Origin of the sequence: Duganella lactea, assembly GCF_009857505.1 — a bacterium.
GTDB classification, from domain to species: Bacteria; Pseudomonadota; Gammaproteobacteria; order Burkholderiales; family Burkholderiaceae_D; genus Rugamonas; species Rugamonas lactea.
Genome location: NZ_WWCP01000019.1, coordinates 72,591 through 98,835 on the forward strand (window position 1 = coordinate 72,591; position 26,245 = coordinate 98,835).

A 26,245-nucleotide genomic window follows, 5' to 3' on the forward strand; every position below is an offset into this window, starting at 1 on the left:
ATACGGAGGCAACCTTGCCTGAACCTTGCCCTGACAGATTTCGCCATGCCGCTTTTGCTCGTTGAGGATGACCGTGAACTCGCCCATGGCCTGAGCAGCTCGCTGGCGCAGTCCGATTATGTGACCGACGTCGTTCATGACGGCCTCGGCGCCATTGACGCCTGCAAGCATACGGCCTATGACCTGGTGATACTGGATCTCGGCCTGCCGGACATGGATGGCTTGGAAGTATTGCGCCATCTGCGCAAGGCCGGCCTGGTCGCCCCGGTGCTGATCCTGACGGCGCGCCTGGACCTGGACGACCGTGTCTCCGGTCTCGACGCTGGCGCCGACGACTACCTGGCCAAGCCATTCGACCTGCCCGAACTGGAAGCGCGCCTGCGCGCCCTGCTGCGGCGCGGCGCGCCAATCGAAGCGCGGGTGCAGTTCAGCGACATCGTGTTCGAGCCGGTGACCAGACAAGCCAGCGTGCGCGGCAAGGACCTGGGGCTGACCGCGGCCGAAGCATCGGTGCTGAACCTGCTGCTGCGCCGGCCAGGCCGGGTGGTCAGCAAGTCGCAATTCGTCGAGGCGATCTACGATCACGCCGACGACAAGAACCCGGCCATGATCGAGGTGTTTGTCAGCCGGCTGCGACGCAAGCTGGCCGACGCCGGCTCGCAAACGCTGATCCGCGCCCTGCGCGGCCTCGGCTACCGGCTGGAAGACGCATCGCATGCATAAGCCGCAGCCGGCCAGCCTGCGGCATCAGCTGCTGCTCCATCTGAGCGGCCCGCTGTTGCTGGTGCTGGTGTTCGGCGGGGCCGGCGGCATGCTCATCGCCCGCCATGTCGGCCACCTGGTGCATGATCAATGGCTGCTCGATTCGGCGATGAGCCTGGGCGCGCAAGTCAAGTCACGCGATGGCCAACTCTCGCTCAGTCTGCCGCCCACCGCGATCCAGATGTTTGAATGGGACCGCATCGACCGCATTTACTGGCAGGCGTCTTCGCGGCGCCAGGGGCTGCTGCTGCAAAACGCCGCCGTCCCGCCACCGGTGGCGCCGTTGGCGTTGAATAAACCGAAGTTTTACGATGCCATCGTCGCCGGCGAGCCGGTGCGCGTGGTGGCGATCGAGCGCAGCGCCCCGGATGGCGTCGGTGATACGGTGCGGATCGTGGTCGCTGAAACCATGCACAAGCGCGAAGGCGTGGCAGGAAAAATCCTCCGACAGTGGGCGCCGTTGCAGATCGCCGTGCTCGCACTGGCCGGCCTTTTCATCTGGCGCGCGGTGACCCGCAACCTGCGCAAGGTCGACGCCATCGCCGAACGGCTCGGCACCTATGAGACCAGCAATATGCCGGTGGTCGACACGCAGCGCATGCCGACGGAAATCGCGCCGCTGATCGACGCCATCAACCGGCTCATCGTCAAGCTCAGCGAAGAGCGCGACACGCAGAAGCGCTTTATCTCCAACGCCGCCCATCAGCTCCGCACGCCGCTGGCGAGCTTGCAGGTGCAAGCCGAACGCGCGTTGCGCGAACGCGACGCCGCCGAGCGCGATCGGGCGCTGGAAGATGTGCACCGGGCCGTGACGCGGCAACGCCATGTGACCCATCAACTGCTGACGCTGATGCGCTCGGAACAGCGGGAGGACAACCATCTGCAACTGGGCCAGTCCGATCTGGCCGTCATCGCGCGGCAGGCGGTCGAACGCTGGACCGACAGCGCGCTGCGCAAGCGGATCGATCTCGGCTACGAAGGCCCGGAAAACGGCGTGCTGATCACCGGCGATGCGCAGTTGCTGGAAGAGATGATGGGCAACCTGATCGACAACGCCATCAACTACACCCAGCCTGGCGGCATGGTGACGCTGCACCTGAGCGCTCGCCCGCCCTGCGTCACCGTGGTCGATGACGGCCCCGGCATTCCGGAACAGGAGCGCGAGCTGGTGCTGGAACGCTTCTACCGGGGCAGCACCAGCGACACCACGCAAGGGTGCGGCCTCGGCCTGCCGATCGCCAGCGAAATCGCCGCCCGCCATGATGCCCGGCTGGCGATCGCGACCGGGCCGGATGGCGTGGGCACCATGATTGGCGTCACCTTCCCTACGGCTGGCGTTAAGCCGCTGCCGCAGCGCGGGCGCGGTTGACCAGTTGGTTGTCCTTGCCGCCCACCAGTGGCGTCAGCGCGATGTCGAAGACGATTTCCTGGTACGCATCAGCTTTCATGCCCAGCGCGGTGCCGCCGCGCTTTTCAACGACTGGCGGCACCAGATCCTCGCGGGTCGCGTAAGCGAAGTCGTCCCAGATCAGCGGATCGCCCTCGATATTGATCTGCGTGGTCAGCTTGCGCGTCTTGTCGCTGGTGACGAAGAAATGGACGTGGGCCGGACGGTTGCCATGACGACCCAGCGCCGTCAGCAACTGTTGCGTGGCGCCATGCGGTGGGCATCCATAACCGACCGGCATCAGGGTGCGGAATTCATAGTGACCGTCGGCACCGGTGCGTACCGCGCCGCGCAGGTTGAATTCGCTTTGCGCGCCGGTCGGATCGAAATGCGAATAGAAGCCCTTGGAGTTGGCGTGCCAGCATTCGACAAGGGCGCCAGCGACCGGTTTGCCATCCGGGCCGCGAATCGTGCCGCGAATGACCAGAGGACCGGCGTCATCATCGGGGTCCAGATCGATGCGGGAAACACCAACGCGAACCGGGGCGCCGGCGTAGTACAGCGGCCCTTCGATGGTGCGCGGCGTGCCGCCGTGAATATCCGCCTCACGGTCCGCCGCATCCATGCGGATGTCCAGATATTTTTCCAGGGCGAGACCGGCCGCCAGCAACGCGGCTTCGCCGTCCTTGCCGAGCTGGTTGACATAGTTGACGCCCTTCCAGATCTCTTCGGGCGTGATATCCAGCTCGTCGATGGCTTTGAACAAGTCGCTCAGCAAACGATGGATGATTTGCTTGGTGCGATCGTTGCCAACCTGGCCGTCCAGATTGGAAGCGGCCTGTAACAGGTCCTGAACTTCCTTGGTGTTGAACACGTTCACTTTGATGTCTCCTGTTTTGTTTGGACGTGGAGTGGTGCTTGACTCCCTCGACTCCCGCATACTCATGCGGTATGACCGAGTGCGGCAATGGAGGGATAAACAAGTCTAATCAAAGCAATGGCACAGGGTCCAACACTTATTTGGTATGCCGGCAATACCCTCAAGGTATTTTGTGCGTTACAACGTCTCTTTGGTGTGCGGGATACCCAGGTCGTCGTAGATGGCATAGACCGCGGCCAGCATGTTTTCCAGTTCCGGCGAGCGGTCCATATGACGTATGCTGAAAAAGATCGGCGACACCGCATGCTTGTCGATCAGCTTACGGTAGACCACATTCCGGTGATGCATCCCCTGCACGCTCTCCGGCACGATCGCCAGCCCCTGCCCGGCGGCGACCAATCCCATGGCAATTTGCAGCTCCCGCACTTCCACCACCGACTCGGGCGTCAGGTTGGCGTGGTTGAACGCGGCCAGCACCTGGTCGGCAAAGCTGGGGCGTGGCGCCTTGGGATAGACCAGGATCGACTCGTGAATCAACTCCACCAGCCGCACGCCGTTCTCGCTGCCGGCCAGACGGTGGCCCGGAAACGCGGCCACCACCATCCGTTCTTCCCGTAGCAGGATGCGGCGAATGCTGGTGTCCTCGCTCTTCAGCCGGCCGAAACCAACGTCGATCCGCCCTTCTTTCAAGGCCTTGATCTGCTCCACCGTGGTCATCTCGTGCAGCGTCACCTCGACCTCGGGATTGTTGTCCCGATACCGCCGGATAATGTCCGGCAGCAGCCCGTACAGGGTGGACGCGACAAACCCGACGGACAACGTCCGCTCCAGCTTGCCAATGCGCTGCGTCATCGATTTCAGCTCGCCCACCTGGTCCAGCAGTGGCTTGGCGTGCGCCAGGAAGAAATGCCCGGCCTCGGTCAATTTCACGGGACGCGTGCCCTTTTCGATCAGCGTCACACCCAGCATTTCCTCCAGTTGCTGGATTTGCCGGCTTAACGGCGGCTGGGCGATATGCAAACGCTCGGCGGCCCGCGTGAAGTTTTTCTCTTCAGCCACCGCGACAAAGTAGCGCAAGTGTCGCAATTCCATTTAATACCTTTAGAGTATGGTTTTGATACCAAATCAGTGTTGGACGCCTATCAAACCGGGGAATATCGTGTCAATACCGAAACGCATTATACGCCACGAATATGATTCAATATATCGAAACCTTCCTGCTTGATGTGCCGACGATACGCCCTCACAAGCTCTCCGTCGCCACAATGAACACCCAGACCTTGGTACTGGTTCGCGTCCGCTGCGCCGATGGCGTGACCGGCTGGGGCGAGGCCACCACGATTGGCGGCCTCAACTATGGCGACGAAAGCCCGGAGAGCATCAAGGTCAATATCGACACCCATATCGCGCCGCTGATGATCGGCATGGACGCCACCCAGCCGGCCAAAGCCATGGCAAAGATCCGCAAGATCATCCAGGGCAACCGCTTTGCCAAATGCGCGATTGAAACCGCGTTGCTGGATGCGCAGGCGCGGCGCTTGAATATTCCGCTGTCCGAGCTGTTGGGCGGGCGCGTGCGCGATGCGCTGCCGGTGGCCTGGACGCTGGCCAGCGGCGACACCGCCAAGGATATCGCCGAGGCGGAACAAATGCTGGAACTGCGCCGCCACCGGATCTTCAAGCTGAAGATTGGTCTGCGCGGCGTGGATGACGATGTGGCCCATGTGCTGGCCATCAAACGCGCCCTCGGCGCCCGCGCCAGCGTGCGCGTCGACGTCAACCAGGCCTGGAACGAAGCGCAGGCGGTGCGGGGCATCGCGGCGCTGGAAGCCGGCGGCATCGACCTGATCGAGCAACCGGTCAAGGCCCGCAACACCGGCGCGCTGGGCCGGCTGGCACAACGCTTCGATGTCGCCATCATGGCCGACGAGGCACTGCACGGTCCGGATGACGCCATGGCGCTGGCACGCGCCGCCGCCGCCGATGTGTATGCCGTCAAGATCACCCAGTCCGGCGGCTTGCTGCCGGCACTGGAAGTGGCGACCGTGGCGCGCCTGGCCGGCGTCGGCCTGTACGGCGGCACCATGCTGGAGGGCGGGATCGGCACCGCCGCCACCGCGCACGTGTGTTCGACCTTCCCCGAACTGGCCTGGGATACCGAACTGTTCGGTCCGCTGCTGCTGACACAGGAAGTGCTGCGCGAGCCGTTGGTCTACCAGGACTTCATGCTGCAAGTGCCGACCGGCCCGGGCCTCGGGGTTGAGATCGACAACGACAAGCTGCGCGCGATGGCGCGCAAATAAAACCTATATCAGGAGACCCCCATGTTATTTCACGTCCGCATGAACGTTAGCCTGCCGGCCGGCATGCCGGCAGATCAGGCAGCGCAACTGAAGAAGACCGAAAAGGAACTGGCGCAGCGCCTGCAACAGGAGGGCAAATGGCGCCACCTGTGGCGCATCGCCGGGCAGTACGCCAACATCAGCATCTTCGACGTCGGCAGCGTCGATGAACTGCACACGCTGCTGACTTCCCTGCCGCTGTTCCCGTATATGCAGATCGACGTGATGCCGCTGTGCCGTCATCCCTCCTCGATCCGCGACAACCACAGCTAACCTAAAAACATAAAAGGAGACCAAGGACCATGATCCCGATCATCCCCGTCGGCGCCGCCCGGCCGCCCAATCTGGACAACTTGCTGGTCGAAGACCACGCAACAGGCGATCACCGCCTGCATCGCGCCGCGTTCACCGACCCCGCGCTGTTCGAACTGGAAATGAAGCACATCTTCGAGGGCAACTGGATTTACCTGGCCCACGAAAGCCAGATCCCCAACAACAACGACTACTACACGACCCACATCGGCCGCCAGCCGATTTTCATCGCGCGTAATCGCCAGGGGGAACTGAACGCCTTCATCAACGCCTGCACCCATCGCGGCGCGCAGCTGTGCCGCCACAAGCGCGGCAACAAGGCCACCTACACCTGCCCCTTCCACGGCTGGACCTTCAACAACAGCGGCAAGCTGCTGAAAGTAAAAGATCCGGAGGACGCCGGTTATCCGGATTGCTTCAACCAGCAAGGCTCGCATGACCTGAAAAAGGTGGCGCGCTTCGACAATTACAAGGGCTTCCTGTTCGGCAGCCTGAATGACGACGTGGTGCCACTCGCCGAATTCCTCGGTGAGGCCGGCAAGATCATCGACATGATCGTCAACCAGTCCGCCGATGGCCTGGAGGTGCTGCGTGGCTCATCCACCTACACCTTTGAAGGCAACTGGAAGCTGCAGGCGGAAAACGGCGCCGACGGCTACCACGTCTCGGCGGTCCACTGGAACTACGCCGCCACCACCAACCGCCGCAAGGAGGAAGCCGCCCGCGCGGACAACATCAAGGCGATGGACGCCGGCAAATGGGGCAAGCAAGGCGGTGGCTTCTACGCCTTCGAGCACGGCCACCTGCTGCTGTGGACCCAGTGGGCCAATCCGCAGGACCGCCCCAACTATCCGCGCCGCGACGAGTACGCAGACAAGTTTGGCGGCCCGACGGCGGACTGGATGATCGGACGCTCGCGCAATCTGTGCCTGTATCCCAACGTCTACCTGATGGACCAGTTCGGTTCGCAGATCCGCCTGCTGCGCCCGCTTGCCGTCGACAAGACCGAGGTGACCATCTATTGCATCGCGCCGAAGGGCGAATCCGACGAGGCCCGCGCCCGGCGCATCCGCCAGTACGAAGACTTTTTCAATGTCAGCGGCATGGCCACCCCGGACGACCTGGAGGAATTCCGCGCCTGCCAGCAGGGCTACAAGGGCAGCGCGCTGGCCTGGAACGATATGTGCCGCGGCGCCAAACACTGGGTGCGGGGGCCGGACGCGGCGGCGCGCGAAATCGGTCTGAATCCGGTGATGAGTGGCGTCAAGACCGAAGACGAAGGGCTTTACACGATTCAGCATCGGTATTGGTTGAACGTGATGCAAAAGGCGCTGAAGGCCGAAGGAGCGACGGCATGATCAACGACATCTGCGCTTTTCTGTATCGAGAAAGCCGTCTGCTGGACGATGAACAATGGGACGAGTGGCTCGCATGCTACCACCCGGACGCGCAGTTCTGGATGCCGGCGTGGGACGACGACGATCAACTGGTCACCGATCCCCAGCGGGAAATCTCGCTGATCTACTACCCGACCCGCCAGGGCCTGGAAGACCGCGTGTTCCGCATCAAGACCGAGCGCTCCAGTGCCACCATGCCGGACACGCGAACCAGCCATAACATCGCCAATGTGGAGATCGAAAGCCAGGAAGGCCAGCGCTACACGGTGCGCTTCAACTGGCACACGCTGAGCCACCGCTACAAGAGCGATTTCAGCTACTTCGGCATGGCGCGCTACGTCATTGATTTTTCGGGCGAACGCCCGCTGATCCACAATAAATACGTGGTGCTGAAAAACGATTACATCAATCAGGTAATCGACATCTACCATATCTAGATTCAGGAGACGACGATGAGCTACAACATCGCCCTGCGATTTGAAGATGGGGTGACCCGCTTCATCGCGTGTAATGAGAATGAAAAGCTGGCCGACGCGGCCTATCGCCAAAAGGTCAACATTCCGCTCGATTGCCGCGACGGCGCGTGCGGCACCTGCCGCGGCCTGTGCGAATCCGGCAGCTACGATCTGCCCGAGTCCAGCTACATTGAGGATGCGCTGACGCCCGAGGAAGCGGCGCAGCGGCAGATTCTGGCCTGCCAGATGAAGCCGACCTCCGATTGCGTGGTCAGCATCCCGGCCACGTCGGCGGCCTGCAAGACCGGCGTCGGCGACTTTGCCGGCAAGCTGGCGGCGGTGGCGCAGCTGTCGCCCTCCACCATCGGCTTCTCGGTGGCGCTGGACACGCCGGCACTGCTGGACTTTCTGCCCGGCCAGTACGTCAACGTCAGGATGCCGGGCAGCGACCAGACCCGCTCCTACTCATTCAGTTCCGCGCCTGGCGCGCCGCTGGCCAGCTTCGTGGTGCGCAATGTGCCGCAGGGCTTGATGAGCACCTACCTCGCCTCGCAGGCGCGGGCGGGACAGGCGCTGTCCTTCAGCGGTCCGTTTGGCAGCTTCTATCTGCGGCCGGTGCAGCGGCCGCTGCTGATGCTGGCGGGCGGCACCGGTATCGCGCCGTTCCTGTCGATGCTCGACACGCTGGCCGCCAACGGCTTCACGCAACCGGTGCGGCTGGTGTTCGCCGTGACCAACGAACATGACCTGGTGGCGCTGGAACAGCTGGACCGGATCGCCGCCGCCCACCCGCAATTCTCGTATGTGACCTGTGTGGCGGCGGAGGCCAGCAAGCACCCGCGCAAAGGCTACGCCACCGCGCACGTCGAGCCGGGCTGGTTGCATGGCGGCGATGTCGACATCTACCTGTGCGGCCCGGTGCCGATGGTGGAAGCCGTGCGCGGCTGGCTGGATAGCACCGGCATCCAGCCGGCCAGCTTCCATTTCGAGAAGTTTTCAGCGGCCAGCACGGCGGGAGGCGCGGCATGATGCACCCACAACGCTTCATGGATAAAGTCATGGTTGTCACCGGCGCCGCGCAAGGTATCGGCCGTGGCGTGGCGCTGGCGGCGGCGCAGGAAGGCGCGCGGCTGGTGCTGGCCGACCGCTCGCCGCTGGTGCGCGAGGTGGCGCAGGAGGCGATCGCGCATGGCGCGCAAGTGGTGGTGTGCGAAGTGGACCTGGAGACCTGGGACGGCGCGCGGGAACTGATGGCGCGCGCCATCGGCGATCTTGGGCGTATCGACATTTTGGTCAACAACGTCGGTGGCACTATCTGGGTGCAGCCTTACCAGGAATATGCGCCGGAGCAGATCGAGGCGGAAATCCGCCGCTCGCTGTTCCCTACGCTGTGGTGCTGCCGCGCCGTGCTGCCGGCGATGATCGACGCCGGCGGCGGCGCCATCGTCAACATATCGTCGGTGGCCACGCGCGGCATCTATCGCATTCCCTATTCCGCCGCCAAGGGCGCCGTCAACGCCCTCACCGCCAGCCTGGCGTTCGAGCATGCGCAAGACGGCATCCGGGTCAACGCCGTGGCCACCGGCGGCACCGAGGCGCCGCCGCGCAAAGTGCCGCGCAATCCCCATCCCCTCAGCGAGCAGGAACAGCGCTGGTATCAGGGCATCGTTGATCAGACCAGGGACAGCAGCCTGTTGCACCGCTATGGCACGATCGACGAGCAGGTCGCGGCAATCCTGTTCCTGGCGTCGCCGGCAGCGTCGTACATCACCGGCACCGTGCTGCCGGTTGGCGGCGGCGACCAGGGTTAAGGGCGCCGCCGGCGTCATTCGCTCAGGCCTCCGACGAAGCGGGCACGGCGCCATGGATGGCGCCCCGCGCCGGCGTGGCCGACTTGCGGTGACTGATCAGCGCCACCGACACGGCGGCGATGACGGCGGGAATGGCGATGGCGACGAAGTTCTGCTGCAGCGGCAACGCCATGCCGACCAGTGTGCCGATGACGATCGGCGCCAGAATCGCACCACTGCGGCCCACGCCGGAGGCCCAGCCGATGCCGGTCGAGCGCACGGCGGTAGGATAGAACTGGCCGGCATAGGCGTAAGTGACGATCTGCGTGCCGATGGTGGAGGCGCCGGCCAGGCCGACCAGCACAAACAGCATCGGGGTCGACACCGGATAGCCCAGTAGCGTGATCGACACCGCCGCCAGCGCATACATCCCCACCAGCACGTACTTGATGTGGAAGCGGTCGGCCAGCCAGCCGCCGCCCACCGCGCCGATGACGGCGCCAAAGTTCAACACCAGCACAAAGGTCAACGCCGAGCCCAGGCTGTAACCGGCGCCGGCCATCAGTTTCGCCAGCCAGGAGCTCAGCGCGTACACCATGAACAGACACATAAAGAAAGCGATCCAGAACATCACCGTGCTGAAACCACGGCCATCCTGAAACAGTTTGCCGATCGGCGCACCATCGGCGCGCTCATGCGCGGCGACCGCGAAGTGATCATCGCTGCGCGGCCGATAGCTTGGCTCCATGCGCGCCAGAATCGCCTTGAGTTCGTCCGTGCGCCCCTGCCGCACCAGGAACGGCATCGACTCCGGCAGCGACTTCAGAATGAAGGGGATCAACACCACCGGCACGCCGGCGGCCAGGAACACCGATGACCAGCCGTAGCTTTCAATCAGCCCCTTGCCCATCACCGCCGCCAGCATGCCGCCGACCGCATAGCCGCTGAACATCAGCGTGACCATCGTGGCGCGAATTTTTCGCGGCGAATATTCGGTCATCTGAGCGACCACGTTCGGCATCACGCCGCCAATGCCCAGGCCAGCGAGAAAACGCATCGCGCTAAATACGTAGGGATCGGTGGTGAGTCCGGCGGCCGCCGTGAAGACGCTGAACAGCGCCAGGCAAATCGCGATCGCGCGCGCGCGGCCAATGCGGTCGGCGATGGTGCCCAGGAAAATCGCGCCGAACATCATGCCGAACAGCGCCGAACTGACCATGAAGCCGGCGTTTTGCGCCGTCACGCCCATGCTCTTCATGATCGACGGCAGCGCGATGCCAGCTACGGCCAGATCGTAGCCGTCGCAGATAATGATGATCGCGCACCAGGCCAGCACGGTGGCGTGGAAGCGATTGAAGCGGGCATTGTCCGCCAGTTTGTGAATATCGATGTGCTGCATGATGCTTGTCTCCCGTTTTTAGTAGTGGTGGTGTTGGAAATTTATGCGGTGCTCACCGGTCGCAGCACGCGATGTGCCACGATGCCGATCAAAATGCCCCAGAAAGCCGAACCGAGGCCGAGGAAGGTCATACCCGATGCGGTGGCAAGGAAAGTCAGGACCGCCGCTTCACGGTCCGGCGCGTTCACCATCTGCGTCAGGTTGACGCCGATCGGTCCGAGCAAGGCCAGCCCGGCCAGCGTGACAATCAGCTCTTTCGGCAGCGCGGCGAACAACATCACCACCGAGCCGCCACACAAGCCCGCCAGCAAATAGAACGCGCCGTTGGCGATGCCGGCCACGTAACGCCGGCGTGGATCTTCATGCGCGTCGCGGCCGGTGCACAGGGCGGCGGTGATCGCGGCGATGGCGATAGTGATGCCGCCAACGAACGCCGTCGCCGCCGAAGCCAGGCTGCTGACCACCACCACTTTGCGCACCGGCACCTCGTAGCCGGCGCCGCGCAGGATCGCCATGCCGGGCAGATACTGGCCGCTCAACGTGGTCAGCACCAAGGGCAACGCCAGGCTGAAGGTGCTGGTCCAGCTCCAGGCCGGCGTGATGCATTGCGGCGTCACCAGACGCAGATGCACATCGGCAAAATGGATCTGTCCCATCAGCACCGCGATGGCGATACCGGCCACCAGCAACAGGACCACGCTGTAGCGCGGCAGCAGTCGTTTGAAGAGCAGATAGGCGAGCAGCATGCCGCACACCAGCAGCGGCAGCGTCCCCATGCCCTTGAAAGCGTTCAAGCCGAACGGCAGCAAGATGCCCGCCATCATGCCGCTGGCGACACCCTTCGGTACATACGCCATCAGACGCTCAAAGCCGCCAGACAGTCCGATCACCAGCAGCAGCAACGCCGCCGTCAGATAGGCGCCCACCGCCTCGTGAATCGACAAGGACGGAAACAGTGGAATCAGCAGCGCGGTGCCCGGCGCCGACCAGGCGGTAATCACCGGCGCCTTCAGCGTCCAGCTGAGGAAGATGCCGGCCACCGCCGCGCCCAGCGCAATACCAAAGACCCAGGAAGCGAACATGTCGTTCGACATCTGCCCAGCCTGCGCCGCTTGGTAAAAGATCGTCAGCGGCCCGGCAAGCGAAACCAGCACCGCGAGAAAGCCCGCCGCGACCGCCGATATCGAGCTATCTGCCCAGTGTGATTGTTTGCGCGGATCGGCCGCCACACGCGCGTGTACGCGTCGCGGCTCCGGCATGGATGGCGGCATGGCTGTCTCCCGTTGTCATTGTCGTTGTTGCGTCGCGCTTGCCAAGGGGGAGAGTAGACAGTTTCAGAATGTCGGTCCAACACCGATTGAGTATGTGTTTGATACCTGGTGGGTATTTGGCGTACACCACGCAGGGCCGGGTGACATCGACGATTAGATCAGAACGTTCCTAGCATAATAAAATTCACAAATTCTCACCAAAAATCACTTTATACAATAAAAAACAAAATTTTTTTTTTGACCCGTCAGAGAAAAGGCGTAAAAATAGTTTCATAAACCCGCACAAAAAATTAAAAGCCATTAAAAATCCGACGATCGCTATGCTCCATATTTTTCCAGTGATCAATAGTTACCGCCAACGAATCTTTCAATTTATCAACTATCGACGAACAGCGTTTCGTTTCAATTTCAAAACAATCGGAGTTGTCGGTTATTTATGCTGATGTTGCGATATGAGTTAGCGGACTACCAAGCGCTTCTTTTGTTATTTGAGTATTCGGCGATTACAGGATAGCCGAAGAGGTTCACACTCCTGTCTTGTTCTTTTGAAAGGCTTTTATGAGCATCACTACGTTGAGCTTTGATGAGTTGAATCAAATCGCAGGCGGCTCGGGAGCTGGCGAGTCCGGTAACGCACTCGCGGGCCTCGCTGGTGCGATCGGCGCGGCGGTTTTTGATCCTGCAGGAGCAGCGGTTGCGCTGCTAGGCGCGCTGGGTGCGGGGCTGATAGCTTTGGATAACAACAGCACGTCCGGCGATACAACCTATCCCGTCAACTCCAATGCCATGGGTGACGTGTACTAAGTGACGATCCTGGCGTACCTCATGTAGGTACGCCAATTCAGGCAAAAGGCAGGCGTTTAAAGCTATGTTAGGTCAACAAAAACAGATCCTATCCACTGTCGGAGCGCAACATGACGAACATGCTCCGATGGCGAAATCATTGGCATGGACGGCACTATTGCTCATCGAGTTTTTAGTCGCACCGCTGCTCGTTCTGCTTTTTTATTACGTGGCCAATCACGCGGATGGCAACGCGCGCCCTCCATTTTCGGAGCTCACCTCACGCCTCTCGACACCTGTTGGTTTGCTGGAAATAGCACTTTGTCAGTGCCTCATTCAGGTACCGACCATACTCTTGGCGGCGCGTGCATGCGGCCCGCAGATAAAGACTGTGTTGGGATTGCTTCCTGTACGGCGAGATGCCGTTAAACCCGCGATGATTGCTTTTTTGATATACATATCGGTTGAGATGTTTTTAGGAAATCTATTTCATAACGAAAATCCCATTTTAAAACATGCCGGCGATACCACAATGCGCGGTTTGATCATCATTCCTGTGGTGTTCATTTCCCCTATTATGGAAGAATTAATATTTCGTGGATTTTTGTTTTTCAGATGGAATCACCGCACAGCACCATGGCAGCGTGTCAATTTATTTATTTCACTGTTATTTTCAATGATGCACCTCGGTGGAGCAACCCTATTCACGGTGTGTTCCCTGTTTGTTTTTTCGCTGTTGCTAGGATGGGTTCGTCAACGCTCCGCATCCATTTATCCCGCCATTGCATTGCACATAATAAATAACGCCATACCTGTCATCTCAGAAGTATTATTTTGAGGAACTCGATCGTGAATGCGCCTATCGAAAAATTTGAAAGCAGCGACTTTTCAAGCCTCATCCAAAACGTATTGCAGTCGCGCTATCCTGGTTGTGACTTCGCTTATTTCTACGGCTCGGCCTCGAAGCAATGTCACAACGCCGATTCTGACCTCGACCTGCTCGTGGTATTCACCACTGCAATACAGCCGTTCCGGGAAAAATTTGTGCAGGACGGCATCTTGTTCGATGTGTTCGTTTATGACGCGGAGTCGCTAAGCGGAGCCATCCATAACGCACGTACGCATGGAAAATTTGTGACGGTGGATGCGGTGCTGGAAGCCATGACGCTGCCAGCAGAGACACCGACTTCCATCACGCTGAAGACAGCGGCGAGTCGAGTCAAGCGTGCCGGATTTCTTTTTACACAAAAAAGCTTTTTCCGCCAGTATGTCACCAGCATCCTCGACGATTTGCAGGATCAATTAAGCGATGGGGAGCGGATTTTACTGGCAGTTGACTTATTTAAATTGGTAATCGATATCGCGCTAATTTGTCACGGGGTCGGCCTGTGTACGCGTCGTCATGCCGCTCGGCAAATGGAGCGTGTGGCCCCGGCGGCCTATGCCGCTTTATGTGATGCCTTGAACCATGCGATGGCAGGCGATACGGATGCATTACGCACGTTGGCACGGCACCATCTGGATTTGCTCGGCGGCCCGCTACGCGATGGGTTTCGGCAGCCGATCACGGATGCGCCGCGCATGCCCTTACCTGTCCTCTAAGACGGTTCATTACATAATTTCGCCTCCTGCCGATGAACTCGAAAACCATATTCCGGGTTGAAGCGCTCGCAGCGCGCCAGACCCATTGGCTGGGTGACATTGTACTGATCAGACCGATCTCTTTCACCATGCTGACCTTGTTCTTCTGTGTGCTGGCATGCTGCGTGCTGGCGTTCCTGACATGGGGCCACTACACGACACGCAGCACGGTGAGTGGCCAACTGATCCCTGATACCGGGTTGGTAAAGGTCTACAGCACGCAAAGCGCGATCATTCAAAAAAAATTCGTCACGGAGGGACAGTACATCCGCAAAGGAGATGTGCTGTACCGCCTGTCGAGCGAACGGCAAAGTAGCGAGAATAGTTCAATTCAGGCCTCCATCAGTGAACAGGTCGAGGCGCGCCGCAACTCACTCGCAGTCGAGCGGGACAAGACCCGTTTGCTGCAGCATAACGAACGGGACGCGCTGATCAGCAAGATCGCGACCTTGAAAGACGAACTGGCGACCTTGGACAGCCAGATCAGTGTGCAGGAACGACGCGCGGCATTTTCCTCGGAAAATGCCGCGCGCTATCAGGGGCTGCTGGCGCAGAACTATATCTCCAAGGAGCAGGCACAGCAGAAGCAGGAGGACCTGCTCGATCAGGAAAACCGCCTGCAAAGTCTCAAACGCGACCGGATCAACGTCCTGCGCGAGTATGGCAGCCAACAGAGCGACTTATCGACCTTCGCAATCCGCCAAGCCAATCAGTTGGCGCAAATCGAGCGCAATATCGAAAGCGCAGGGCAAGAATTCACGGAAAGCGAAGCCAAGCGTACGCTGCTGGTCGTGGCGCCGGAGTCCGGCACCGCGACCGCCGTGGTTGCCGAAGAAGGACAGGCGGTCGACACCACGCGCCCGCTGGTGAGCATCGTGCCGACCGGGGCAACATTGCAGGCACAACTGTACGCCCCGAGCAGGACCATTGGATTCGTCAAGCCGGGCGACCAGGTCCAGCTGCGCTATCAAGCTTACCCCTATCAGAAATTCGGCCATGCCAACGGTACCGTGCTGTCTGTTTCACGCACTGCGCTGCCTGCCAGCGAGCTGTTGGGAACCGGAAATCTGCAATCGGGCGCCGCCATGTCCAGCGAGCCGGTCTACCGCGTGACCGTCGGCCTGGCACGCCAGGACATGCTTGCCTACGGCAAGGCCGAGCCGCTGCAGCCGGGAATGCTGCTTGACGCCGATATTTTGCAGGAAACCCTACGCTTGTACGAATGGGTGCTGGAGCCACTGTACAGCATTACGGGCAAACTCTAAATTAAAGGCCAAGACCATGTTTTGGAAAGACCGACTGTCCCTCGGATTTGGCGCCACCCTGCCGCTGGTGCTACAGACGGAAGCCACCGAGTGCGGATTGGCGTGTGTGGCGATGATTGCCGCCTATCACGGTCTGCACACCTCGATGGCGGACCTGCGCAGAAGATTCGCCGTTTCCCTCAAAGGAGCAACGCTGGCCCACCTTGTGAAAATATCCAGCCTGCTTGGCATGGGAACACGCCCGGTGAAGCTGGAGCTGGAGGATCTGAGGCAACTCAAACTGCCATGTGTATTGCACTGGAACTTTAACCACTTCGTGGTGCTGAAAGCGGTCAGCAAGCATGGGGCCACGATCTACGATCCGGCCTATGGCAAGCGCACGTTGTCCCACAGCCAAATTTCGCTATCGTTCACGGGGGTCGCACTGGAATGCTGGCCGAATCCGGACTTTCAGTGCGCACCGCCATCGCCGGCGGTCCCCCTGCGCAGCGTCGTCGGCCGCATCCATGGTGTGGGCGCCTCCTTCGCCCAGATCCTCATTTTGGCCGCCGTGATCGAAGTGTTCGCGTTGGTCAGCCCGTTTTTCCTGCAATGGGTGGTCGACAACGTACTGGTGTCCGGGGACCGGGATCTGCTCACCACATTGGCTGTCGGTTTTGGCCTGCTGATGCTGATACAGCAGGCCGTTACCACGGTACGCGCCTGGGTCATCTTGTACATGGGCACCACATTAAACATTCAATGGCGCGCGAACCTGTTCGCCCATCTGCTGCGGCTGCCGGTGCAGTATTTTGAAAAGCGCCATCTGGGCGATGTCGTTTCCCGCTTCGGTTCCATCGACCAGATTCAACGCACGTTGACCACCTCTTTTCTGGAAGCGATTCTCGATGGCTTGATGACGCTGGTCACGCTGGTCATGATGTTCATCTACAGCGCCATTCTGGGCTGGATCGCCGTCGGCGCGATGGGACTGTACGCGCTGGGACGGTGGATCTGGTACCGGCCTTTACGTGCTGCAACGGAAGAGCAAATCATCCATGCCGCCAAACAGCAGAGCCATTTCCTTGAATCGATGCGCGGCATTAAAACGATCAAGCTGTTTCAGCGCCAGGATGAGCGCAGAACGAGCTGGCTTTCACTGGTCGTCGACCAACTGAACGCCGATTTGCGCTCGCAAAAATTACAGTTGCTATACCGATTATTGAACGGTGTACTATTCGGTCTCGAAGGCATCATCGTCGTGTGGCTAGGCGCCAAGCAAGTTCTCGACGGTATTTTCACCGTCGGGGTCTTGATGGCCTTTAACTCGTACAAGGGCCAGTTTGAAAGCAGGGTCAGTTCGCTGATCGACAAGTTCTTTGAAGTGAAGATGCTCCAATTGCAGGCCGAACGGCTGGCCGACATCGTCCAAACGGCACCGGAACATGCCACCGTCGACGAGCTGGTTGATTCCGAGCGGGTTCCGGATCTGCAGATCATTGATCTGTGCTTCCGCTATGCGGAGCAGGAGCCCTTGATCCTCAACAAAATCAATCTCTCTATTAAAGCCGGCGAATCGCTTGCCATCGTGGGGGCTTCCGGCTGTGGCAAGACCACGCTCATGAATGTCCTGTTGGGCATATTGCCGCCGACCAGCGGCACAGTACTCATCTCCGGTCTGAATTTGAAACAAATCGGTATCGACGCGGTTCGACAAATGGTGGGAACGGTACTGCAAGACGATGTCCTTTTCGCAGGCTCCATCGCGGACAATATCAGTTTTTTCGACCCGCACATGGATCTGGAATGGGTCAAAGAATGCAGCCGGATCGCGGCCATCGGCGACGAAATTGCGGCTATGCCGATGGGATACAATTCGCTGGTCGGCGACATGGGCACGGTACTGTCCGGCGGACAAAAACAACGCATTCTTTTGGCACGCGCTTTATACAAACGGCCACGTATCCTTTTTCTTGATGAGGCGACGAGTCACCTTGACCTGGGCCGCGAGCATGAGGTCAACGCGGCGATACGCGCACTGAATATTACGCGCATCATCGTCGCGCACCGGCCAGAAACCATCGCCTCGGCTAATAGAATCATCCTGATGGAACACGGTGAGATTGCCAAGGAAATGACTAGTTATACGTTCGCGCCGAGGCGGCACGAACGACGGCTATGACGGGGTGCGACTTAACAAACGTTGGGAGGATGAAATGCAATTTGGCGTAATTTTCAGTCTGATAGGCGCCGCGCTGGCGGCCGGTCTTTTCGCCTTCAGAAGGCAGTGGCTGATGTCACTCGCCTGGCTGTTTTCACTGGCCTATACCACCTTCTCCCGGGTTTTCCCGGAGGTTTTTCCCGAGCCATTAGTGACCTGTTTTTCAGTCACATTTTTGGTCTTGGTGGTAGTTGCCTGCTGGCAGAATTTTTATGCAAAAAAAGCCCATTGACCATTCGCTGAGGGCACCCATACGGTGCCGCTTCTGTGCTTTTGTAAATATGCATTTAACCGACATTGCCGAACAGCTCGGCAGTCCAATCGGCGAAAGCCCGCATCGCTGGAGAGAGAAAGCGGTGATGGGGGTAGAGCAGTGATACCGGCACAGATGTCGGCCGCCTATCGGCCAGCACCTCAACTAATGCTCCCGTTCGCAAGTGGTCTGCCACCAGAAGCTCCGCCAACTGTATCAGGCCGAGTCCGTCGAGTCCCAGTTTGATGTACAGCTCAGTCTCATTCACCGCTACCATACCGGGAACCGGCACCGTGACGCGGTCGCCATCCTCGGAAAAATGCAGCGCGCTGCCTCGCCGCGGAGTGCTGGAAAAGTAATGGACCGCCCGGTGTTGCGGTAAGTCCTCCAGAACCTTGGGGATGCCCTTTTCGTTCAAGTAGGACGGCGCAGCACAGGTGATCCAACGCAGCCCCCCCAGGCGACGCGCCACCAGCGTTGAGTCCTCCAGGCTGCCAGTACGGATGACGCAATCGACGCCCTCCTGGATCAAATCCACCTGACGATCATTGACACCGATCATCAGATAAATATCCGGGTAGCGTTCCTGGAATTCTCCCAGACGTGGCAGGATCACCGCATGGGCAATGCCGCCCGGCATATCGACGCGCAGTCGCCCTTGCGGCCGCTCGGCGGAACTGTGCAGGCTGGATTCCGTATCATCGATCAGATCGAGTATTTCGCGACAACGGGAAAAGTAACGCTCCCCTTCCGGCGTCAGGCTGAGGTTTCTGGTGGAACGGTTGAGCAGGCGTGTCTGCAAGTGTTTTTCGAGCCGTTTGATGATGCCGGTAACCGAGGATGCCGGCAAACCAAGGGTCTCCGCTGCCCGAACAAAACTCCTGCTTTCGACCACGCGAAGAAATACCTGCATTGCTTGAACGCGATCCATAGCTGGTCCTGATAGCAGTAAAGAAAACGGCACTATACCCCAACATTGTTCGGATTTTCCGCATGCTGAAAACCGCCGGCGCCACTTTTTCTGGCTGTTTATCTTCACTAGACTGCGTGACTGTCATACCCAGAGCAGGAGTCAACTATGTCCGTACAAGACCATCAACTGCTGGCGCCACTGGCACCCGCCCCTCACAAGATGCTGATTCGCGGCGCGACGATCATCAGCATGGATGCCCATGTCGGCAATATGCCCAAAGGCGATATCCTGATCGCCGCTGGCGTCATTGCGGCCATCGGCGCACGCCTGGAGGCCGAGGGCGCCGAAGTGATCGACGCCGCTGACATGATCGCGATTCCCGGGATGGTCGATACGCATCGCCATTCCTGGGAAGGCCAACTGCGCCGGATCAACCCGAATGCGGCAACACTTGAGGACTACTGTAACGCCACCCACTTCTCTTTTGCCAAATACTACCGACCACGCGACATCTACATCGGCAACGTGCTGACGGCACTCGGTTGCATTGATGCGGGAATCACCACCGTGATTGACAACTCCCACAACAGCCGAACGGCGGCGCACTCCGACGCCGCGGTTGAAGCGCTGCTCGATACGGGCATCCGCGCCGTGCACGCCGCCGGGGCGCCAGTCTCGGGCGTGTGGGATAAGGCGCATTGGCCAGGCAATCTGGCACGCCTGAAGGCCAAATATTTCACCCATCAGCCTGGTGGACTGGTGACACTGGCCATGATGGCGCAGCTTGAACCGGACCAGTGGGCGGTCGCGCGCGAACTGGGTATTTCTATTGTGACCGAGTTCTTTGGCGGCGCCATGGCCGCCGAGCTCGAAGGTCTGCATCAGCGGGGGTTGCTCGGCCGTGACAACATCTTCAATCACTGCACCTGCCTGCCGGAATCCGGCTGGAAAATCTTGCGCGATGCCGGTGTGCGCGTCAACGTCTGCCCCCGCTCTGATGCCCACTACGGCATCGAGGACGGTCTGTTTGCGTGGCAGGCGGCGCTCCGGCACGGCATTCGCCCCGGCTTAAGTGTTGATAACGAGACTTCCTATAGCGGCGATATGTTTATGGAAATGCGCGTTGCTTTCTCCCTGCAACGCGTCATGGGGCATCACCAGCGCCTTCATGGCCATCCGCATGCTCCGGCGTCCACCAATGCGTTCCGGTTGCTTGAGGCCGCAACGATCGATGGTGCCGCCTGCGCAGGACTGGAACAGCGCATTGGCAGCCTGACGCCAGGCAAGCAGGCCGATCTGGTACTGATCCGCACAGGCGACCTTAACCTGTATCCGGTCAACAACGCGATCGGCACTGTGGTGCACGCGGCTGAGCGTAGCAATATCGATACCGTCATCATTGGCGGTCGTCTGCGCAAACGCGATGGTGTCGTGGTCGGCGTGGATCAGGCCAAACTGCATGCCGCGATCGATGAGTCCTGCACACATCTGTTCAATGCCGCCGGTTACCAGCCCGATCCATTTGCCGAATCGTTCGCGCCGATTCACCATGCGTAAGCAGCGCCTGATCGCCCTCAAGGCTCACGCGAATCCAGGCAAAGCGGCACAACACTGACCTCAGCCAGGGTCGTTTCGACCCGGCAGGGCGCTAAACTGGCGCAACCATCAGCCCATCTCCAGGTTCAACGGCAACCAGGCGGTGTGCGTAAAACGCTGCAAGCCTGCCTGCTCGAAGCGCCACAGGTGGAGCCAGCCGTTGTCCAGCAACTGCTTGACCACGGAATGTTTGTCGATCACCGATTCTATGGCCGCTTGTGGCGCGTCGATGACCACCGTCAGCCGCAGCGGCTCGTGCATCCAGCGTTCGCCGTCATGGAGCGACTGCTGCGACAGCCCGATCCGCAGATCGCCGCCATTGCCCTCGAAGACGCCAAGGCTGCCGCCCACCACGTTGTGCAACAGCTTGTTGCCGCTGCCCAGCCGCCGCGGATCGCAGGTGGACGCGTGGTACTGCCAGTTGATCCAGTGTGTCACCAGCATGGGCGCGGTCATCAGCAACTCCAGGACACTGCCGTCGGCATCCAGACTGGTGTCGTAGTCGTGCAGGAAACTGCGCCCGCCAAGCGCCAGGCCCCGGCTCCGGTGCCGGGGCGCAATCACAAAGGCCGCGTTGCCGGCAAGCCCCCACTCGGGGCGAGTCTGCGCAACGTCATTGGCGCGACGGCGCAACTGCGCTAACAACGCATCAGCCGATGCGCGCGGGTCCAGACGAAGGCTGACGGCCCGCTCGCGGCGCACCTGGTCGCAGGCTTGGGAGAACACCGCTTGCAAGCGCTCCCAGCGAGCACGCCCCGCTGGCGGCAACAGATCCAGATCAAATCCTTCGATTTCATCGGTGGTGGTGTTGTGCAGCGCGGCCACGAACACGGTGGTGTCCGGGACGGTCAGTCCCTTCGCTTGCAGACCTGATCGAACCGCCGAATCGTTAAGCAATTGCGCCAGGCTGCGCGCGTTGACTTCGCCGGTCTGGCCACAGCAAGCACCACAGTCCAGTGCCGCCGCGTGGGCGTTGTTGGCGGACTGACTGCCGTGCCCGACAAGCAGCACCATCGGCGCCAGCTGGTGCTCCAAGCCCATCGCGTGCAGCACCCGCGCCGCCAGCGCGACCTTGGCCTCCAGGTCCAGACTCAGCACTTGTGGCCTGCAGATCGGGCGGTAACGCGCGGGCAAGCCCGCCAAATCGTCTCTGGCGCGCTCTTGCCTGCTCGGCCGCAGCCAATTGCCGAGTTTGCCGAGATAACCCAGCCCAGCCGCTTCCACAAAGGAGAAAGCCGCGCCTGGCCAACGGCTGGCCGCGTGCCACTGGTCGGCCTTGGCAAATCGGCCCTGACGCGAGCGGCTGGCTGCGCTTTGAAGCGCCGCATCGCCGCCGCGCTGTGCCGCATCACTGCTGACGATGCGGTCGCCGACTTCCATGGCAGGCGCGAGCAGCCCAGGCAACTGAGGACGCCGTGCCTGCGTGGCCAATGGAGTGTAGGCTACGGGCAAGCCGAAGAAGCCGGCGAAGCCGAGGGTCTGAATGCCGGGCCACGCTGCCTCCAAGGCGCGGCGCAAAGGTTCGCTACGCACGTCGATGCAGAAAGCCGCCTGGACTTCGATGGCGGCCGCCGCCACGCCATCGCTGTTGACCGAGGCTAGTTGCTGCGCCAGCTTACGCTGGTAGCCGATCTCAAGTGCTAACTGCCACACTTCGTCGATCAACAGGGCCTGTTCAGTTTCCCGCAGCACGACCGAGGCCTGACTCCAGGACTGCTGCAACGCGAGAAATGCCTGGCGGGTCGCCGCATCATCCTTGCATTCCAGCAGCAAAACGCCCCAGGCCAAGCGAATTGCCAGCAACTCGCGCAGGTGGGTATCCGCGCTCCCGGCCAAATCAGCCTGCCAGCCGAGATAGGCACACCATGAGGCCCAGCCATTGACGGTCAGCAGCACCGATTCCAGATAATCCGCCCACACCTCAGGCGGCAGCCCCAGGCGCTCGATGACCCAACGCTCGGCCTCCCGCGCACTGGCGGGCAAGGCGCTGATGGCGCGGCCGATGTGCGGCAATCCCATCAGCAAGCCGATGCCGTGGTCGTGCTGCAAGGTGTCGCGCCAGAAGGCATACAAGCCCTGACTGCGCTCAGGCTGCCAACTGGCCTGATGCTCATCGAAGTAAGCGGCGCAGGTCTGGCTGACCTGATGTGTGATGGCCTCCCGCCAGCGCAGCCTTGTATGGCGATGGGGATCGTTATCGAGCACATCGATCAGCAATGGCAACTGCACTTGCAACGCACCCGCTTGCAGTGCAGCGACACACTGTTCGGGCGTTAGTGCCGCCGTCTGTGCGGCAGGCAACTGTCGCAGCGCCTCAGTCAGATCGACCGCGGCGATGCGGCCCTCGCGCCAGGCCTGCAGTTGCCGGTCGCGCGGTGGGAATACCTGGATGCCGCCGAGCACCGCCATCCGGGCCGCCACCCGGCGCACCGGCATGCCGATGCGCGACCAATGGGGATTGACGGCGATGGCGCGGTCCAGCGGCCACGCCGGTGCGATCGCCTGGCAGGCTAGTTGGCAGGCGCACTCGATCTCCGCATGCCTGGCCTCCGGTTCGCCGCCAGCCGGGGTGACGTTTTCCGCACCTGGGTGCGTTTCCTTGGTCAGATTCTCGATCATGATGTTGTCCTTGTTGTCCTTGTTGTCAGGTTAGCGCGGCGCATCAGCAGGCCGGGCGGCGACCGCTGATGAAGACGTAGGCGACCACTGGGCTGGCCAAAGGCGCAGCGCCAGGCGCGTGAAGGCCTCGTCCAGATAGAAGCCGGCATAGCTCCAGCGACGCCAGCGCGACAGCAGTTGTGCCTGCTTCTGCAGCAATACCTGGAACAGATACAAAACTGCCATACCCATCAGCGCGATCACACCCAGCCGGTCATCGGGGGCATCATGCAGGCCGAGTGGCAGCATGTGAGCGGCCAGTGCGGCAAGCGTCAGTCCAACGGCGGTCAAGATTCCGAAAAGCAGTTGCGCCGTGCGTGCAGCCGCGTCTGCTTGCGCGGCGAGCAGCCACAGCAACGGTGCCCAGGCCAGGCCCAGCACAACGCTCCACCACCAGGGCCAAGCCTGAAGACCGGCCAGCGTGAGCACCAGAAACACGCCCGATGTCGTCAGCACCGGGGCACACAACATGCTGGCGCCACTGGGGGAAGCATCCGCGTGCAAGGCTTGCACACGCGTCTCGCGCACCACCGACGATGCCGACAGGAAGGCATGCGCCTTGTAGAGCGAGTGGCCAATCAGATGCAGGGCTGCCAGCGTGTACAGACCAAGTGCGCATTCAAGCAGCATGAAGCCCATCTGCGCGACGGTTGACCAGGCCAGCCGGACCTTGATACTGATGCGCGTCAGCATGACCATGCCGGCCAGCAGCGCAGTCGCCAGGCCAAGCATCAGCAACAAGGCACGTGCGGCGCCGGCCTGTTCGAGCAGAGGTGCGAATCGAATCAGCACAAAGCCGCCAAGATTGACGACGCCAGCATGCAGCAGCGCGGACACCGGTGTCGGCGCCTCCATCACCTGGATCAGCCAACCATGGACCGGCAGCAGCGCCGTCCGCAGCGCGACCGCCAACACCAGCAAAACGGCGCTCGCTTGCAGGGACTGGGAAAGGCCCTGCACGGCAATGTGCGCCCACAGCGCTGTGAGCGAGCCACTGCCGATCTCACGCCATGCCAGCGCAGCCGCGCTCAGCAGCATCACGTCGGCCAGTCGATCGGCGATGCGCTTTTTGTGCGCGGCCAGCAAGGCAAACGGGCGCTCCGGATAAAAGCACAGCAGCCGCTGCAACGCCATGCCCGCCGCAGCCCAAGCCGCGATCAGCAACAGCCAATGGTCCGCCAACAACAGCAGATGGACGCTGGTCAACACAGCGGCCAGTGCGCCGATGTAGCGTCGCTGATCGGCCTCCCCCTCCAGATAACGGGCAGAAAACGTCCCAATGACGGTGCCTAGCAGTTGAACCAGCAAACCCAGGACCAGGCTCAAAGACGTTGCCGTCACTGCGCCAGGCCAATACGCGTCATGTGCATTCACCGCAAGCGACGTCACCGCGAAGGCCAGTGCGACCAACGAAGCCTTCTGAAAAAGCCTCCATAGTTTTGCTGGCGCGCCCCAATTAAGTCGCGTCAGTCCGGCCAGCGCCGCCATCAAAGCGGCCGGCGCCAAGGCACAAGTTAAATAAAAAAGCGGGGAAATCTTCATCACATGACCCTATTGGAATGCATCGCGAGCATGATGGCGGGGAAACAAAGTCCTGTAAAATAGATTGTTAATCACAAAACGATACTTAAAACAGAACGATGGACCTCAACCAGCTCAATTTCAATCACCTCTTTTATTTCTGGCAAGTGGCTAAACTCGGGCATTTAACGCGTGCCGCCGCAGAGTTACACACGTCGCAATCAGCGGTTTCAGCGCAGATTCGCCAGTTGGAAGAGCGGATCGGTGAAGACTTGTTTATCCGTGAAGGCCGCCGCCTTGTCTTGAGCGACACAGGACAGTTGGTGCTCGCCTATGCCGACGACATTTTCGGTCTTGGCCAGGAGATGCTGGGACGCCTGCAAGGCCGCTCGGCAGGGATTAGCCGCCTGCGGGTAGGCAGCGTGGCGACGATGTCGCGCAACTATCAGGAAAACTGGATTCGCCCTGCCCTCATCGATCCAGCCGTGGTCCTGACGCTGGAATCCGGGGTGTTGGAGGGCCTGCTGGTCCGGCTGGCGCAGCATCAGCTGGACGTGGTACTGGCCAATGAGACGGTGCCGGCTGATCCCGATCGTCCTTTTCACTGCCAGTTCTTGGGTAGTCAGCCGATTTCGCTGGTCGGTCCTGCAAGCAAATGGGCATCGCAGCGGCTGCGCATTCCGGAAGACCTCGATGGGGTGGACATTGCGCTACCCGGCCCGCGGCATGCCCTGCGCACCCAGTTCGATGCGCTCTGTGCCACAGCGGGGGTGAGTCCCAGATTGCGAGCTGAAGTGGACGACATGGCGCTGCTTCGTCTGATCGCCCGCGACAGTGGCTGGCTGACCGTGCTGCCTGAAGTCGTCGTGCAAGACGAACTGCGGTCCGGATTACTCGTCGTTGTGGGGCATTCGACAACGCTACAAGAGCGCTTCTACGCCATCACAACACCACGGCGGCATCGCATCGAAGTGCTGGATAAATTGCTGACTGGTGCGTCCACATACTGAGGTAGCCTGAGATTTTCGGACACTCCTGTTTGATAAACTTGACCAACAGGAGTCTGCAATGAGCAAATCAGAAAAACGCAAATACACAAGGACAAGGGAGTTCCGTGCCGAGGCCGTCAAGCTGGTGCTGGAACAAGGAATGACGCTAGAGGAAGCTAGCGCGAGCTTGGCGCTGCCTAAAGGGACATTGGCGAACTGGGTGAGCGCTGCCAAGCGAGGTGGCGATGCGGCTGTACGCCCTGGCGGGCGCAGTGTCAGCGAGTTGGAGGCCGAGGTGGCGCGGCTGCGAAAGATCGTCAAGAATCGTGGTCATTTCCCCAGCGATGAGGCGGCGACCAAGCTGCTGTTCCTGGCCTTGCGTAATATCGAAAAAGATTGGAAGATGCCGCAGCGGACTTGGAAGCTGGCGG

Annotated in this window: 23 protein-coding genes and 2 pseudogenes; 18 read left to right on the plus strand and 7 right to left on the minus strand. The window is 60.7% G+C overall.

Translation table 11 applies throughout. The features are described from left to right. Positions 1–45: 45 nt before the first annotated feature. Positions 46–723: a response regulator transcription factor gene (locus tag GTP44_RS16080; RefSeq protein ID WP_161020236.1), complete on the plus strand. Its 678-nt coding sequence runs from the start codon at positions 46–48 to the stop codon at positions 721–723. Next, positions 716–2,131 carry a sensor histidine kinase gene (locus tag GTP44_RS16085; RefSeq protein ID WP_161020237.1) on the plus strand — a complete coding sequence of 472 codons (1,416 nt, stop codon included), beginning with the start codon at positions 716–718 and terminating at the stop codon, positions 2,129–2,131. The genes GTP44_RS16080 and GTP44_RS16085 overlap by 8 nt, the downstream gene beginning before the upstream one ends. Here GTP44_RS16085 and catA read toward each other — a convergent pair. Then, entirely contained in the window at positions 2,100–3,035 is a 936-nt protein-coding gene (catA, locus tag GTP44_RS16090; RefSeq protein WP_161020261.1) for a catechol 1,2-dioxygenase, read from the minus strand. The two genes, GTP44_RS16085 and catA, sit on opposite strands and share 32 nt — an antisense overlap. 171 nt (positions 3,036–3,206) lie before the next feature. Further along, entirely contained in the window at positions 3,207–4,121 is a 915-nt protein-coding gene (locus GTP44_RS16095; RefSeq protein ID WP_161020238.1) for a LysR family transcriptional regulator, read from the minus strand. Positions 4,122–4,222: 101 nt separating this feature from the next. Here GTP44_RS16095 and GTP44_RS16100 point away from each other — a divergent pair, with 101 nt between their 5' ends. The 6 genes from GTP44_RS16100 to GTP44_RS16125 are packed head-to-tail and all read left to right on the plus strand — an operon-like array spanning position 4,223 to position 9,346. Continuing rightward, complete coding sequence (locus GTP44_RS16100) at positions 4,223–5,332, plus strand: muconate/chloromuconate family cycloisomerase (protein WP_161020239.1); 1,110 nt, start codon at positions 4,223–4,225, stop codon at positions 5,330–5,332. Between the two features lie 21 nt (positions 5,333–5,353). Then, a complete protein-coding gene (gene catC / locus GTP44_RS16105; RefSeq protein ID WP_161020240.1) occupies positions 5,354–5,644 on the plus strand; it encodes a muconolactone Delta-isomerase in 291 nt (96 codons plus the stop codon). Positions 5,645–5,673: 29 nt separating this feature from the next. Beyond that, a complete protein-coding gene (gene benA, locus GTP44_RS16110) occupies positions 5,674–7,041 on the plus strand; it encodes a benzoate 1,2-dioxygenase large subunit (protein ID WP_161020241.1) in 1,368 nt (455 codons plus the stop codon). Next, positions 7,038–7,517 (plus strand): benzoate 1,2-dioxygenase small subunit, encoded by a 480-nt coding sequence (gene benB, locus GTP44_RS16115; protein ID WP_161020242.1) that lies wholly within the window; start codon positions 7,038–7,040, stop codon positions 7,515–7,517. The genes benA and benB overlap by 4 nt, the downstream gene beginning before the upstream one ends. Positions 7,518–7,532: 15 nt before the next feature. Then, positions 7,533–8,564: a benzoate 1,2-dioxygenase electron transfer component BenC gene (benC, locus tag GTP44_RS16120; protein WP_161020243.1), complete on the plus strand. Its 1,032-nt coding sequence runs from the start codon at positions 7,533–7,535 to the stop codon at positions 8,562–8,564. Beyond that, the gene (locus GTP44_RS16125) at positions 8,561–9,346 is read left to right on the plus strand and encodes a 1,6-dihydroxycyclohexa-2,4-diene-1-carboxylate dehydrogenase (protein ID WP_229256941.1); all 786 of its coding nucleotides are present in this window, start codon (positions 8,561–8,563) and stop codon (positions 9,344–9,346) included. The genes benC and GTP44_RS16125 overlap by 4 nt, the downstream gene beginning before the upstream one ends. Positions 9,347–9,368: 22 nt before the next feature. Here the strand turns inward: GTP44_RS16125 and GTP44_RS16130 are convergent, their stop codons facing one another. Further along, on the minus strand, positions 9,369–10,724 hold the full coding sequence (locus tag GTP44_RS16130) for an MFS transporter (RefSeq protein WP_161020244.1): 1,356 nt from the start codon (positions 10,722–10,724) through the stop codon (positions 9,369–9,371). Positions 10,725–10,765: 41 nt separating this feature from the next. Further along, entirely contained in the window at positions 10,766–11,995 is a 1,230-nt protein-coding gene (locus GTP44_RS16135) for a benzoate/H(+) symporter BenE family transporter (RefSeq protein ID WP_229256942.1), read from the minus strand. A gap of 558 nt (positions 11,996–12,553) precedes the next feature. Between GTP44_RS16135 and GTP44_RS16140 the strand changes: the two genes are divergently transcribed. The 6 genes from GTP44_RS16140 (at position 12,554) to GTP44_RS16165 (ending at position 18,116) form a co-directional block, all read left to right on the plus strand. Then, positions 12,554–12,799: a hypothetical protein gene (locus tag GTP44_RS16140; RefSeq protein ID WP_161020245.1), complete on the plus strand. Its 246-nt coding sequence runs from the start codon at positions 12,554–12,556 to the stop codon at positions 12,797–12,799. Between the two features lie 64 nt (positions 12,800–12,863). After that, positions 12,864–13,616 carry a CPBP family intramembrane glutamic endopeptidase gene (locus GTP44_RS16145; RefSeq protein ID WP_161020246.1) on the plus strand — a complete coding sequence of 251 codons (753 nt, stop codon included), beginning with the start codon at positions 12,864–12,866 and terminating at the stop codon, positions 13,614–13,616. A gap of 11 nt (positions 13,617–13,627) precedes the next feature. Beyond that, positions 13,628–14,380, plus strand: a complete 753-nt coding sequence (locus tag GTP44_RS16150) for a nucleotidyltransferase domain-containing protein (protein WP_161020247.1) — start codon at positions 13,628–13,630, stop codon at positions 14,378–14,380. 32 nt (positions 14,381–14,412) lie between these two features. Next, the gene (locus GTP44_RS16155; protein ID WP_161020248.1) at positions 14,413–15,684 is read left to right on the plus strand and encodes an HlyD family secretion protein; all 1,272 of its coding nucleotides are present in this window, start codon (positions 14,413–14,415) and stop codon (positions 15,682–15,684) included. A gap of 16 nt (positions 15,685–15,700) precedes the next feature. Then, positions 15,701–17,845: a peptidase domain-containing ABC transporter gene (locus GTP44_RS16160; protein WP_161020249.1), complete on the plus strand. Its 2,145-nt coding sequence runs from the start codon at positions 15,701–15,703 to the stop codon at positions 17,843–17,845. A gap of 34 nt (positions 17,846–17,879) precedes the next feature. Beyond that, positions 17,880–18,116, plus strand: coding sequence for a hypothetical protein (locus GTP44_RS16165; protein WP_161020250.1), 237 nt, complete (start codon positions 17,880–17,882; stop codon positions 18,114–18,116). 55 nt (positions 18,117–18,171) lie between these two features. Here GTP44_RS16165 and GTP44_RS16170 read toward each other — a convergent pair whose 3' ends face one another. Beyond that, positions 18,172–19,068 (minus strand): LysR family transcriptional regulator, encoded by an 897-nt coding sequence (locus GTP44_RS16170; RefSeq protein ID WP_161020251.1) that lies wholly within the window; start codon positions 19,066–19,068, stop codon positions 18,172–18,174. A gap of 147 nt (positions 19,069–19,215) precedes the next feature. On the opposite strand from GTP44_RS16170, the gene GTP44_RS16175 reads away from it, so the two are divergent. Then, positions 19,216–20,607, plus strand: coding sequence for an amidohydrolase family protein (locus GTP44_RS16175; RefSeq protein WP_161020252.1), 1,392 nt, complete (start codon positions 19,216–19,218; stop codon positions 20,605–20,607). 108 nt (positions 20,608–20,715) lie between these two features. Here GTP44_RS16175 and GTP44_RS16180 read toward each other — a convergent pair whose 3' ends face one another. Next, entirely contained in the window at positions 20,716–23,265 is a 2,550-nt protein-coding gene (locus GTP44_RS16180) for a YbcC family protein (protein WP_161020253.1), read from the minus strand. 30 nt (positions 23,266–23,295) lie between these two features. Beyond that, positions 23,296–24,846: an NADH-quinone oxidoreductase subunit L gene (locus GTP44_RS16185; RefSeq protein ID WP_161020254.1), complete on the minus strand. Its 1,551-nt coding sequence runs from the start codon at positions 24,844–24,846 to the stop codon at positions 23,296–23,298. 98 nt (positions 24,847–24,944) lie between these two features. On the opposite strand from GTP44_RS16185, the gene GTP44_RS16190 reads away from it, so the two are divergent. The 3 genes and pseudogenes from GTP44_RS16190 to GTP44_RS28405 all read left to right on the plus strand — a co-directional run. Further along, complete coding sequence (locus GTP44_RS16190; RefSeq protein WP_161020255.1) at positions 24,945–25,835, plus strand: LysR family transcriptional regulator; 891 nt, start codon at positions 24,945–24,947, stop codon at positions 25,833–25,835. A 58-nt stretch (positions 25,836–25,893) separates the two neighbouring features. After that, positions 25,894–26,127 (plus strand): annotated as a pseudogene (locus tag GTP44_RS28250) (transposase); the annotation flags it as partial. After that, positions 26,116–26,245, plus strand: a pseudogene (locus GTP44_RS28405) (IS256 family transposase); the annotation flags it as partial. The pseudogenes GTP44_RS28250 and GTP44_RS28405, both read left to right, overlap by 12 nt.